At 44.3% G+C, this 13,522-nt stretch carries 6 protein-coding genes and 3 pseudogenes; 4 read left to right on the top strand and 5 right to left on the bottom strand.

The genetic code is table 11. From position 1 onward, the window contains the following. The gene (gene pstA, locus AC0L66_RS03930) at window positions 1-1,647 is read right to left on the bottom strand and encodes a phosphate ABC transporter permease PstA (protein ID WP_265676100.1); all 1,647 of its coding nucleotides are present in this window, start codon (window positions 1,645-1,647) and stop codon (window positions 1-3) included. Window positions 1,648-1,667: 20 nt separating this feature from the next. After that, a complete protein-coding gene (locus tag AC0L66_RS03925) occupies window positions 1,668-3,899 on the bottom strand; it encodes an ABC transporter permease subunit (protein WP_473568439.1) in 2,232 nt (743 codons plus the stop codon). Window positions 3,900-4,171: 272 nt separating this feature from the next. Between AC0L66_RS03925 and ppk1 the strand changes: the two are divergent. Beyond that, a pseudogene (gene ppk1 / locus AC0L66_RS03920) lies at window positions 4,172-6,258 on the top strand (polyphosphate kinase 1). Between the two features lies 1 nt (window position 6,259). Continuing rightward, window positions 6,260-7,771, top strand: coding sequence for an exopolyphosphatase (gene ppx / locus AC0L66_RS03915; protein WP_473568438.1), 1,512 nt, complete (start codon window positions 6,260-6,262; stop codon window positions 7,769-7,771). 146 nt (window positions 7,772-7,917) lie between these two features. Here ppx and AC0L66_RS03910 read toward each other — a convergent pair whose 3' ends face one another. From AC0L66_RS03910 to phoB, 3 genes and pseudogenes are all read right to left on the bottom strand, one after another. Next, complete coding sequence (locus tag AC0L66_RS03910; protein ID WP_473568436.1) at window positions 7,918-8,889, bottom strand: PstS family phosphate ABC transporter substrate-binding protein; 972 nt, start codon at window positions 8,887-8,889, stop codon at window positions 7,918-7,920. Continuing rightward, window positions 8,889-10,186 (bottom strand): annotated as a pseudogene (phoR, locus tag AC0L66_RS03905) (phosphate regulon sensor histidine kinase PhoR). Before phoR ends, AC0L66_RS03910 begins: the two are co-directional and overlap by 1 nt. Window positions 10,187-10,205: 19 nt before the next feature. Beyond that, window positions 10,206-10,895 carry a phosphate regulon transcriptional regulator PhoB gene (gene phoB, locus AC0L66_RS03900; protein WP_042500693.1) on the bottom strand — a complete coding sequence of 230 codons (690 nt, stop codon included), beginning with the start codon at window positions 10,893-10,895 and terminating at the stop codon, window positions 10,206-10,208. 194 nt (window positions 10,896-11,089) lie between these two features. Here phoB and rdgC point away from each other — a divergent pair, with 194 nt between their 5' ends. Beyond that, window positions 11,090-11,998 (top strand): recombination-associated protein RdgC, encoded by a 909-nt coding sequence (gene rdgC / locus AC0L66_RS03895; protein WP_265676106.1) that lies wholly within the window; start codon window positions 11,090-11,092, stop codon window positions 11,996-11,998. 137 nt (window positions 11,999-12,135) lie between these two features. Next, window positions 12,136-13,522: pseudogene (trhP, locus tag AC0L66_RS03890) on the top strand (prephenate-dependent tRNA uridine(34) hydroxylase TrhP).

The raw sequence follows: 13,522 nt of genomic DNA, 5'->3' as shown, positions 1-13,522 counted from the left end.
TTAATCTTGCCCTAGCGTTCGGTATTTTTCTCTTAAATTATTACGAATAGCGATCGCCGTTAAGTTCAACCCAACAACCACTGTCACCAATAAAAAAGAGGTGGCGTAAACCAGCGGACGTGCCGCCTCAATATTGGACGTTTGAAAACCAATATCATAAATATGAAAGCCCAAATGCATGAACTTTCGCTCTAAATGCAGAAATGGAAATTGAGCATCAACAGGTAAACTCGATGCCAATTTCACCACGCCGACTAGCATCAAGGGAGCAACTTCACCTGCTGCGCGAGCGACGGCCAATATCAGCCCTGTAATAATAGCAGGGCTAGCCATGGGTAACACAATTCGCCACACCGTTTCAAACTGTGTCGCGCCCAATGCCAACGAACCATGTCGAGCTGATATTGGGATTCGATTTAACCCTTCTTCCGTGGTCACAATAACCACAGGTAGAGTGAGTATCGCCAGAGTTAAGGCGGACCATAACAGACCGGGTGTACCAAATGTCGGTGCTGGTAGACGCTCAGCATAAAACAGTGAGTCAATTGACCCGCCGATCGTATAAACAAAAAAGCCAAGGCCAAAAACGCCGTATACAATTGACGGCACACCCGCCAGATTAATCACCCCGACGCGGATCAATCGAGTGAGCCAGTTATTTTCGGCGTACTCATGCAAATACAACGCGACGATTACCCCGAGTGGCATCACTAATACGGACATAATCAATACCAGTAAAACCGTACCAAAAATCGCGGGGAACACTCCGCCTTCAGAGTTAGATTCTCGCGGTTCATCCGATAAAAACTTCCACACCTGTCCACCCCAATGAGTCAGCTTTTCAGACATTGACATCTGATTAGGGTACCAAAAATCGACAATGCGACTTAACGGGATCTCAACTCGATCCCCTTTCATATCCGACACAACTAATAGTTGGCTATTTAAGATCTTTCTTAACTCATCCAGTTCCAATTCATGCTGTGCAAGTTGCTGTTGAATTATCGCTTTTTGTTGCTCGTACTTCGCAGAAGCCTCTTCCGTTAATGTACCATTCAACGCCTCCCTACGCTGCTTTAAGCGCATAGATTCCAACTGGTGTCCTAAACCTCGAATTCTTCGCTCTATGATCGTATCGATATCTTGGCGAGTCTGCTGAGCGTCTATCAAAGCGTCATCAAGCCGCTGCCGGATGTTAGACACCACGACACCATCAAAAGTACTAAACGCGGTAATCTCACCAAAAAAGTTGCCGCCTCTTGTTCGCTCAATAACAACAAGATCTGCTGGCGTTTGTTGTTGATAGAGCTCTGGCTTAAGTACTGACAGAAAGTCCATTCCATACAAATCGCGATTGGCAATTTTAATGCTCAAACGCTTCACTTTACCGGATTCAACTACCGACGTTGGCAAAATGTCACTCGCGTTCGGAATGGTATGCGTCGAGACCCATGTTTCAGAATACACTTGGCCGATTAAGCGCTCGCCATTGATGTCTTGCCATTGATATAAAGGGGCTGGCCAAAAATACGCCAAGCCTTTCCAGCCAATCAGCAGTAATAGACCCAACACGGAAATCAAACTGATACTCACCGCGCCGCCAGTAAGCCAGACCCATGGAGCGCCAGACTTAAACCACTTAAACATAGCGCGTTTCCTTACTCTGCTCACAGTGCACTGTATTTATCTCTCAATCGCTGTCGCACCCATTCGGCCATGGAGTTCACCACAAATGTAAAACTAAACAAAATCAATGCTATTAAAAACAGCAACCTATAATGGGTACTGCCTACATCAGATTCGGGTAACTCTACCGCCATCGTGGCAGAGAGGGTTCTCATTCCTTCAAAAATATTCCAATCTAAAATAGGAGTATTGCCCGTTGCCATCAGTACAATCATGGTTTCTCCAACCGCTCGGCCCAGCCCCATCATCACAGCGGAAAAGATCCCTGGGCTGGCGGTTAGCAGCACAACATACAATAGGGTCTGCCACTGTGTCGCCCCTAATGCCAGTGAGCCGTCACATAAGTGCTTCGGAACGGAAAAAATGGCGTCTTCGGCGATAGTAAAGATCGTCGGTATTACGGCAAAACCCATTGCAAACCCGACAACTAAGGCATTACGTTGATCATAATCGATGCCATGCTGAGCTAAATACACTCTAACATCCCCTCCAAATAGCCATACCTCCATGTCATAGGAGTACGTCATCATTAGATAAATGGCGACTAAGATGACTGGAATTAGGGTAAAAGGGTGTAAACCACTCGGTAACTTTGTCGTTAACTTTCTTGGGATCAAATACCAGACTACGCCCGTCGCCAATGATAACAATGGCAAAGAAATAAGTAGCATCATGACGGCTGGTAAATGACTTTCAACAATGGGAGCAAACCACAATCCGGCGAGAAAACCGATGATGACGGTTGGTAGCGCCTCCATCAGCTCAATGGTTGGTTTGACGACTTTACGCATGCTTGACGACATGAAGTAAGCGGTATAAATCGCACCAAATATCGCAATAGGCACGGCAAATAACATGGCAAACCCAGCGGCTTTAAGGGTACCAAACGCGATAGGAACGAGACTGAACTTGGGTTCAAAGTCATCATTGGCTGCAGTGGTCTGCCACACAAACTCTGGTTCTGGGTAGCTTTCATACCATACTTTTCCCCACAAAGCGCTCCAAGAAATTTCCGGATGATCGTTGTCTATTTTTACCACATGAAGTGCATCACCAATTACTAACGCCGCATAACGATTATTATTTGATAAGGCGATACTATGCACGTCCCCAGCTGGGAGCGGTATATTCAAGAGCGCCCTTTCACTTGTTGTATAGCGCCCGTCCAATTCGCCATTCGCCAATTGAACATAGAAGCCTTTACTTAACGTTTCTGGAAGCACACGCTCGACAGGTGCTGAGAAGTCAAACGAACGTATGGGTGTCAGCGTTCGCTCTCTATTCGCCAACACATCAAACCATTGCCAGATCTGTTGGTTTTGATACTGAATCAGCAAAGAATATGCGCCAGAAAGCAGTTCCATACTCATCACTGGAGATTGAGAAACAGCTGATAAATCCACCACTTCTCTCAATACTAACGCCTTATCCTGCAACACTAAGACATACAATTCATTCGCCGCTCGCGCATACACGACATCTGCACTAGGCGTTAACAGAATTTGCTCAACCTCAGGAAGAACAAAAGACGTGGTAATGATGTTATTTTGTATTTCTGGTTGGCTCTCAAATTGAGTTAGAGGCGTCGCCACTGTTGTCTGTTCCGTTGTGGCGTGCCCCATCGATAAGGCATCTTGTATTAGGTGAACTCGCCCTAAATTATCAAGAGTAACGAAAGAGATGATATTGTTATTTCGCACTGCTGACGCTAATTCAATCGGTCGGTCATCCGTGCTAGCCGTAATCCACTTCCTCTCATTTCTCTTATGTGATGCTAGCGCATCGTCATTTTCACTTTGAATAATCGAGGGCTCAATGGCGGTAATTTCATTGCTATTTCGAGCCAAAATTAACAGTTTAGATGAGGCGGTGACGACATCATTATTTTCGGCATATCGCTCTGTCGTGCTCTCTCCTGTCGCCAACGATCTCTGAGTAACTAAGCCATCTTGAGTATAGAAACGCACATTCTCAGCATTATCATCGACAACCGACGCTATAATAGGGGTACTGGTGATCATCGGTACGGGCTGCAACCAAGTCGTGGTCGCCCCGGAAAAGATAGGGAGTGTGACAAAAGCTAAGTAAACAAAAATAAAGATCAATCCAGCAAGTACACTAAGTCCACCAAACGAGACGATCCCTCGAGCAAGCCGATCTTGAATCTGACGTTTACGATCTTTGGTATGCAATGAAAAGCTGGCATTTGCCATAATTTACATTCTATCTCTTGATGATGTTTGAGGCTCTAAGAGGAATCCGTCCCACATTAGATTATGGGATAAAATACAAGCTTGCATGAAATGCCTCAACATAATATGTCGTTTACGTGACAATTATATTACACGGCCTCTAAGGTACTGAAAATCATAAACTGTCGTTGGTTGCCTTAGAGCTTCTATAAAAGTGTCACAGAAGCCAACCAAGGTGCACGGTTTAGGTTTTATTATCTCGCCCTACAAGGGTACTAACAATGGTTGATCCTATGAGTGCAGAAAAATTCTATGTTGAAAAGGAGCTTAGCTGGTTATCATTTAACGAGCGAGTCCTACAAGAGGCGGCTGATAAAACCGTTCCGCTGATAGAAAGGATCCGTTTTCTAGGCATTTTCTCCAATAACCTTGACGAGTTCTATAAAGTTCGCTTCTCCGATGTCAAGCGTCGTATTTTGATCAATCAAGAAAGTGGCAATAGTGATAAGTCCAAACGCCTCCTTTCTAAGATGCAAAGTAAAGTGCGTAAGCTGAACTTCAAATTTGATGAACTCTACAATGAACTCATTTTAGAGATGGCACGTCGGCGCATCTTTCTTGTCAATGAAACCCAACTGACTGAAACCCAAATAAAATGGATTCAAAAGTACTTTCAAAAGAAAGTGCTCCCTCACCTCACTCCATTATTACTTAAAGATGAAATTGATGTATTGCAGTTTTTAAAAGATGAGTACGCCTACATTGGGGTTGATATAAAACAAGGGCAGAGTTCGCAGTACGCACTACTCGAGATCCCAACCGATCACCTCCCTCGATTTATTATGGTGCCAGAACAAAAAGGAGAGCGTCGGAAGACCATTATCTTACTCGACAATATTATCCGTTATTGTCTAAACGATATCTTTCGGGGCTTTTTTGATTATGATGAGCTAAATGGTTACTCGATCAAAATGACGCGCGATGCCGAATATGATCTTAGCCATGAAATAGAACACAACCTACTAGAACAGATGTCAGAGGGGGTGAATCAGCGCCTAAGCGCAATGCTAGGTCCGCTTTATCTATGAAAAAGGCATGCCCAATACAATGCTAACCTTTCTTTGTAAAAAGCTAGGTATTTCTAATTACGACAGTTTAATTGAGGGCAGCCGATATCATAATTTTAAAGACTTCATCCGCTTCCCTAACGTAGGGCGTGACTACTTAGAAAATAAACCGCTACCACCGATGCGCTGCGCCGATTTCGATGGCTATGACAATCAATTTGATGCCATCCGAGCACAAGATATCTTACTTCACTTTCCATACCACTCATTTGGACATGTCACCGAGTTAGTTCGTCAGGCATCTTTTGACCCGAAAGTACGAAGTATCAAAATCAACATTTATCGCGTAGCTAAAGATTCACGCTTAATGAACTCCCTCATCGATGCGATTCACAATGGAAAAAACGTCACCGTTGTCGTAGAACTACAAGCTCGCTTTGACGAAGAAGCAAACATTGAATGGTCAAAAGTCCTCACCGATAACGGTGTCCACGTGATCTTTGGTGCTCCAGGGCTAAAAATACACTCAAAATTACTGCTTATTAGCCGAGTAGAAGACGGTAACATGGTACGTTATGCCCATATTGGCACCGAGTAACTTCCATGAAAATAACGCACGTTTCTACACCGATTTCTCCCTACTTACCGCCGACCAAGATATCGCTGATGAGGTCAGACATGTCTTTGGTTATATTGAAAACCCTTATCGTCCGGTCAAATTTGAACAACTCATTGTGTCTCCACGTAACTCACGCAACAAACTGTACCGACTCATCGACAATGAGATCGCCAATGCACAAGCAGGAAAAAAAGCACGCCTAACCCTAAAGCTCAACAACCTAGCGGATAAAGGGTTAATCAACAAACTCTACTTGGCTAGCCAAGCAGGCGTAAAAATAAACATGATCGTTCGCGGAATGTGTTCTTTAGTGCCCGGGCTTGAAGGGATAAGCGACAATATCACCATCATTAGTATCGTTGATCGCTTCCTTGAGCATCCTCGAGTGCTCATCGCACATAACAATGGTGATACAAAAGTGTTTATTTCCTCCGCAGATTGGATGACACGAAACATTGACCATCGCATTGAGGTCGCGACTCCAGTAAAAGATGAGCGCCTGAAACAGCGCATCATCGACATTATCAATATCCACTTCACTGACACCGTCAAAGCTCGTCGTATCGACAAAGAGATGAGTAATCGTTATGTTTTGCGTGGCAATAAAAAGAAAATTCGTTCGCAAGTTGCTATTTACGACTATCTTAAACACGTAGAGAAACAAACAAAAAAAGCGAATAAGCGACGGTTATAAGATGAGCCTGAACAACATAGACACCAATAAGCAAGTCGCTGCGATTGATTTAGGTTCCAATAGCTTCCATATGGTCGTTGCAAAAATTGTCGACCAAGATTTACAGATTGTCAGCCGACACAAACAACGGGTTCGCCTGGCATTGGGCCTAGACAGCGAAAATAATCTAGACAATGGTGCAATTGAACGTGGGCTAGAGTGCCTAGCTATGTTTGCAGAAAGGCTCCACGGCTTTGATACTGGTAACGTACGGATTGCCGCCACACACACCTTACGCATTGCCAACAACAGTGCCAGTTTTCTTCAACGCGCCAAAGAGATTCTCCCCTTCTCGATTGAAATCATTCCAGGAGAAGAAGAAGCCCGGCTTATTTATACTGGTGTGGCGCATACTCAGACAGAATCGAGTTCAAAGCTTGTCGTAGACATTGGCGGTGGAAGTACCGAACTCATTATTGGTGAAGCCTTTCGGCCTACCTTGCTCAATAGTACTCAAATGGGGTGTGTCAGTTACACGAAAAAGTACTTTGACAACGGAAAACTCTCTTCAAAAAACTTCTCGAAAGCCATATTGTCAGCTCAACAACGTCTAGAAGCACTCGCACCACGCTATAGAAGATTAGGTTGGGAGGTGGCTTTCGGCTCATCAGGCACCATTAAGGCCATTAAGGCGGTCTTAGTTGGTATGGGTTACGATGATGGGGTCATCACCCTTAAGCGTCTACACAAGTTGATTGATACACTCTGCGATTTTAATTCTATTGCTCAGGTGTCGCTCTCCGGTCTGACCGCTGAACGGCAACCCGTCTTTGCCGCTGGTGTCGCGATACTAACCGCTATTTTTGATAGCCTCTCTTTAGATGATATGCATTTTTCAACGGCAGCATTACGTGAAGGGTTGCTCTATGAAATGGATGACCAACTGCAACGCACAGACATTCGAATGCGTACGGCAGAAAACCTCGCAAAAAAACATTTTGTTGATATGGTGCACGCCAACAATGTTCGATTACAAGCTCGTGACTTTTTGTATCAACTGCACGATACTTTCAACCTGAAAAAGAAAAGCAAGCTATACAGTTTAATCGAGTGGGGTGCATTACTTCATGAAGTGGGCCTCAGTATCAGTTATCAAGGCTTTCATCGTCACTCTAGCTATTTACTTAGATACACAACGATGCCTGGTTTTAACAGCGAAGAGCAACTCGTGCTTGCGACATTAGCACGCTTCCAACGAAAGCAGTTGAAACGACAAGAATTACCTGAGTTCTCACTGTACAAAAAAAAACATTTAGAAGTGCTAATCCGAGTACTAAGGCTGTCCATTATTCTTCATGGCCAGAGAAGTGAAGAGCCTAGACCGACTATGAGGTTAATTGTAGAAGAGAAGGATAACTGGTTGCTCTCAAGCACAGAGGAGCATTGGTTAATAAATAATAAATTACTTCACGCTGATCTGCAGACTGAACAAACCTATTGGCGAATGGTAGGTTGGACACTCACTCTATCGTGACACCACAAATTGAGCCCCCCTATCCATACAATACGTTTACGCATAGGGGATAAACAATAACGACTGACCTATAATTCCGAGCCATCATTACGAGCCATCATTACGAGCCATCATTACGAGCCATAGTTACGATCTACAGCTACGATCTATTTCTCTGTCTTGAGCCTTAAACCCACCTTATCCAGTTCATGCTCAACAAACTCCCGAGTTAAAGGCACATAACCATTTTTCTCTACAATGCGCTGCCCCTCAAGAGAGTAAATATAGCGAATATACGCTTCTTCTATAGGCTCTAGGGGTTTGTTCGGATTTTTATTTACATAGACATAAAGATAACGTGACAGCGGGTAATCACCTGACAACACATGCTCTTGCAAAGGAAAAACATACTCATTCCCTTGCTTGGCAATAGGGACAAGTCTTGCTCCTGAAACTTGGTAACCAATACCCGAGTAACCGATTGTATTTACCGATGATGCGACTGATTGCACCACAGAAGCTGAGCCCGGTTGTTCATTGACATTTCGCTTGAAGTCGCCACCGCATAACGCATTCTCTTTAAAGAAGCCGTAAGTTCCTGACACAGAGTTGCGGCCAAACATTTGAATCGCTCGTTGATTCCAATTGCTTTCAACGCCTAACTCAGACCATGTCTGCACACTCGCTAATGCGCCACACCTTAACGTAGCTGAAAAAACACTATCAAGCTGCTCAAAGTTAAGCCCTTGAATAGGGTTATCCTTATGAACAAAGATCCCGATCGCATCAATTGCAACGCTAAGTGCCGTGGGCTTGTAGCCATACTCTCTTTCAAAAGCATTCACCTCCTGTAACCTCATTGCGCGACTCATTGGGCCAAACTGCGCGGTGCCTTCAGCAAGAGCAGGAGGAGCAGTAGAGGAACCCGACGCTTGAATTTGAGCGTTTACATTCGGGTAAATCGTTTTAAATTCTTCTAACCATAATGTCGTCATCCCTGACAGCGTGTCGGAACCCACCGAAGATAGATTTCCTGAGACTCCGGGGATTTTTTGATAGCGAGGCAACTCAGCAGCAGCAACGCTGAATGAAGCCAACACTAAGCCAACCCATACTGCGATACGTGGAGTGTTTAACATTAATTGACAACCAATCGTTCAGGTAAAATGAAGGAGAACTTACTGCCAATATTCACTTCAGAATGGATTTCTAAATGAGAGTCATGGTGAGACAAGGCATGCTTTACTATTGCCAAACCTAAACCACTGCCACCAGTATCCCGTGAACGGGCTTTATCAACTCGATAAAATCGCTCGGTCAAACGATGTAAATGCTGAGCTTCTATACCGTCCCCAGTATCCTCTACATCTAAACATGCACCTTGGGAGGATTGATACCAACGGACTTTTACGCCTGCTCCTGGCGGCGTATACTTAACCGCATTGTAAACAAGGTTAGAGATAGCACTGCGCAATTGATCCTCATCACCAAATACCCGCAAGCGATTATCAATATCAAACTCGATAACATGCCCTTCATCACCACTTAAGCTGACGGCTTCTTTTTCAAGAATTTCTAGCATCGCTGGCACATTCACTACTTCATCCAATTCGTGCATCGGAGCCGCTTCTATCTTAGAAAGCGTGAGCAACTGATTGACCAAGCTATTCATACGGTTAAGTTGTTCTGTCATCACCCCGTGGGCTTTTGTCCACATAGGTCCAACGATCATGTCAGGGTCTTCTGTCATCTCAAGGTAACCTTGCAATACCGTCATTGGCGTACGCAGCTCATGAGAGACATTCGCAAAGAAGTTTCGGCGCATTCCTTCTAGCTGCTTTAACTGACTGACATCACGCACAACCATCAAGTGTTCACCTTCGGTATAAGGCACAATACGCAATTCCAACATTCGCTCCACATTTAAGGGCGAAGGCATTTCTAACGGCTCAGAAAAATCGTTCTTATTGAGATATTTGATAAAATCAGGGGTGCGAATAAGATTCGAAATAGGCTGCCCAGAATCTCCTGGCCACCGAAAGCCAAGTAAGTGTTGGGCTAATTTGTTACACCATACGATGTTGCCTTCACTGCGGAAAACAACAACAGCATCTGGCAACGATTCCGCTCCGTTTTTAAATCGGCGAATCAGATTTGTCAGCTCTTTACGCTTTCGTCTTTGCCGCTGCTGCAAACGATAAATACCATTAAAGAGCAGCTCCCAATTACCCGTTCCTGATGGCGGTGTTAGTCGCTTCTCGTCCCAAAGCCATGCCGATAAACGCAATTGGTTATGCAGATGCCAAATCAACTGCATAACCGTCGCAGCAAGCAGTAGCCAGGGCATATAGCCAAATATCCATCCAACTACAATCCAAGGGGTGTAAAAAAAGCCAGCTCCCAAGCTAGCTTTTTCCATGTTAAACGTTCAACCATCTACCTCTCCGGTTCAATACTAGCCTTTGGTTGAGAATCGATAGCCAGCACCTCGTACTGTTTGAATCAGCTTATCATGTCCTGCTGATTCTAGTGCTTTACGCAACCGACGAATATGTACGTCTACTGTGCGGTCTTCCACATAGACGTTGGTACCCCACACGTTATTAAGTAGTTGCTCACGACTATAGACACGCTCTTGATGGGTCATAAAGAAGTGCAGCATCTTAAACTCGGTCGGCCCCATATCTAATGGTTGATCGTTCGCCGTTACTCGGTGAGAAACTGGATCTAGTTTCAATCCCTGAACATCAATCACATCCTCTAGCGCGGTAGGCGTAACACGACGAATCACCGCTTTTAAGCGTGCGACCAATTCTTTAGGTGAAAACGGCTTGGTGATGTAGTCATCGGCCCCAACCTCAAGTCCACGAACTTTATCTTCTTCCTCGCCGCGAGCAGTCAGCATCACAACTGGAATATTACGAGTCAACTCTTCTCGCTTCATATGCTTGATAAAATTAATGCCAGAACCACCAGGTAACATCCAATCCAGAAGTACTAAGTCGGGGAATGGTTCAGCCAATTTATTGACTGCTGTATCGTAATCTTCAGCTTCTACGGCTTGATAGCCTTTTTGCTCCAATACAAAGCACAACATCTCGCGAATAGGTGCTTCATCCTCAACAACCAGGATCCTTCTAGACATAACGGCGTAACCTTATGGAATCTAATCAACTGCATGCATTATCAATAATTATTATGACACTTTTGTGACCATTGAAAACAATTTTTCATATAAGTTTCGCACAAATCCCATTGTCAGAATCCATATTTAGGCTAAGACATTCTGGCCAAAATTGCCTATGATGTGCAGCGTTCAATTATTAATGTGAGAGTAATATGTGGTTTAAAAACTGTTTGGTCTATCGTTTCAATAAGGAACTTGAGTTTAACGCTGATAAGCTAGAACAGCAGCTTGAAGAGTTTCGTTTCACGCCATGTGGCAGTCAAGACAAACAAAAGTTTGGCTGGGTGACCGCTCTGGGCAAACATGGCGACATGATGACTCATGTATCTGAAGACCGTATTTTGCTTTGCGCTAAGAAAGAAGAAAAAATGTTGCCCGCTTCAGTGATTAAAGAATCATTGAACAACAAGGTAGACCTGCTTGAAACACAAGAAGGTCGTCCACTGAAGAAAAAAGAAAAAGACGACCTCAAAGAAGACATTATTATTGATTTACTGCCACGTGCATTTAGCCGAAGCAATCTCACCTATATGGTTATCATGCCAAAAGATGGCTTCATTATTGTGGACTCTAGCAGCTTTAAAAAAGCAGAAGATGTGATCGCGCTACTTCGTAAAACGATGGGCAGCCTCCCTGTTATCCCTGCATTCCCAGAACAGCCAATAGAAAATACGCTAACGGAATGGGTAAAAACGGGCAGCACCCCAGCGGGCTTTAATATGCTAGACGAGGCCGAGCTTAAATCTGTACTTGAAGACGGCGGTATCATTCGCTGTAAAAAACAAGAACTGTCCAGTGATGAAATTCTTGGCCACATCGAAGCCAATAAATTTGTCACCAAACTGGCCCTTAACTGGCAAGAACGAATTGAGTTTATCTTTGCGGATGATGGCAGCATTAAGCGCCTGAAGTTTAGTGATGAACTCAAAGATCAAAACGAGGATATCCCTAGAGAAGATGCGGCTGCACGAATTGACGCCGATTTTTCTTTACTATGTGGCGAATTGAGTACGTTCTTACCCAATTTATACGACGCATTTGGTGGCTTGCCACAGCAATAACCCTTTCAAATCAATGCCCGGTACTTCCGGGCCTATTTCTGCGCTTGGAATACCCACAATTTTAGCGTAGAATTTGCGCCCCTTAGTGCCACCAGGTGGTACTTCCCTGACTTATAATCAGAATAGAGATTTTATCAATGTTTACTCCAGAACTCTTATCCCCCGCTGGCAGCCTTAAGAATATGCGTTATGCATTCGCCTATGGTGCAGATGCCGTTTATGCGGGTCAGCCTCGTTATAGCCTTCGCGTCCGTAACAATGAATTTAACCATGAAAACCTTCAAATCGGTATTAACGAAGCTCATGAACTGGGTAAACAATTTTATGTGGTATGTAATATTCAGCCACATAACTCTAAGCTAAAAACCTTCATTCGAGACCTTAAACCCGTTGTTGAGATGGGTCCAGATGCACTTATCATGTCAGACCCTGGTCTTATCATGATGGTACGTGAAGCATTCCCGGATATGGCGATTCATTTATCCGTGCAAGCAAACGCCGTAAACTGGGCAACCGTTAAGTTTTGGGCAGCAAACGGCGTCGAGCGTGTCATCGTGTCTCGTGAGCTATCGCTTGAAGAGATTGAAGAAATTCGCGAGCATTGCCCTGAAACTGAGCTTGAAGTCTTTGTTCACGGTGCACTTTGTATGGCGTACTCTGGTCGCTGTCTATTATCTGGCTATATCAACAAGCGCGACCCTAACCAAGGGACTTGCACCAATGCTTGTCGTTGGGAGTACAACGTCGAAAAAGGCAAAGAAAACGACGCAGGTCAAATTGTCGAAGAATTCGATCCTAATACTCCGAGTGCTATCGAAGTTCAAGATGAGCGTCCTGATAACACTTTAGGTTTAGGTAAACCAACTGACGAAGTGGTTCTTCTTTCTGAAAGTCACCGCCCAGAAGAGAAAATGGCGGCCTTTGAAGATGAGCATGGTACTTATATCATGAACTCCAAAGATCTTCGTGCTATTCAACATGTCGAGCGATTGACCAAGATGGGTGTGCACTCCCTTAAAATTGAAGGTCGTACTAAATCATTTTATTACTGCGCAAGAACCGCTCAAGTTTACCGCAAAGCGATTGATGATGCCGTTGCTGGTAAACCATTCGATGAAACATTAATGGGTACACTTGAGAGCCTTGCACATCGTGGTTATACCGAAGGTTTCTTGCGTCGCCACACTCACGATAGTTATCAAAATTACGACTACGGTTATTCCGTTTCGGACGCTCAGCAGTTTGTTGGTGAGTTTACTCGGTAAGCGTCGTGGCGCTTTAGCGGAAGTAGAAGTGAAGAACAAATTTATCGTCGGTGATAGCTTAGAAATCATGACTCCCCAAGGGAACGTAGTGTTTAGTCTAGAAGTCATGGAAAACCGTAAGTCAGAAGTTATCGAGGATGCCAAAGGTAATGGTCACTTTGTCTTCATTCCAGTTCCTGAGGATATGGAACTAGATTTCGCGTTACTTATGCGTAATCTAAATGTCGGTCAGGATACTCGTAACCCCACAGGCAAATAA

It is taken from the genome of Vibrio sp. GJ43-1 (genome assembly GCF_055808835.1).
Note: the sequence above shows the minus strand (reverse complement) of the source record. Positions and strands in the feature narration are given on the sequence as shown.

Coding starts and splice junctions, on each gene's coding strand:
- pstA (WP_265676100.1), bottom strand. CDS start 1,647: ATGTTTAAGTGGTTTAAGTCTGGCGCTCCATGGGTCTGGCTTACTGGC.
- AC0L66_RS03925 (WP_473568439.1), bottom strand. CDS start 3,899: ATGGCAAATGCCAGCTTTTCATTGCATACCAAAGATCGTAAACGTCAG.
- ppx (WP_473568438.1), top strand. CDS start 6,260: ATGAGCCTGAACAACATAGACACCAATAAGCAAGTCGCTGCGATTGAT.
- AC0L66_RS03910 (WP_473568436.1), bottom strand. CDS start 8,889: ATGTTAAACACTCCACGTATCGCAGTATGGGTTGGCTTAGTGTTGGCT.
- phoB (WP_042500693.1), bottom strand. CDS start 10,895: ATGTCTAGAAGGATCCTGGTTGTTGAGGATGAAGCACCTATTCGCGAG.
- rdgC (WP_265676106.1), top strand. CDS start 11,090: ATGTGGTTTAAAAACTGTTTGGTCTATCGTTTCAATAAGGAACTTGAG.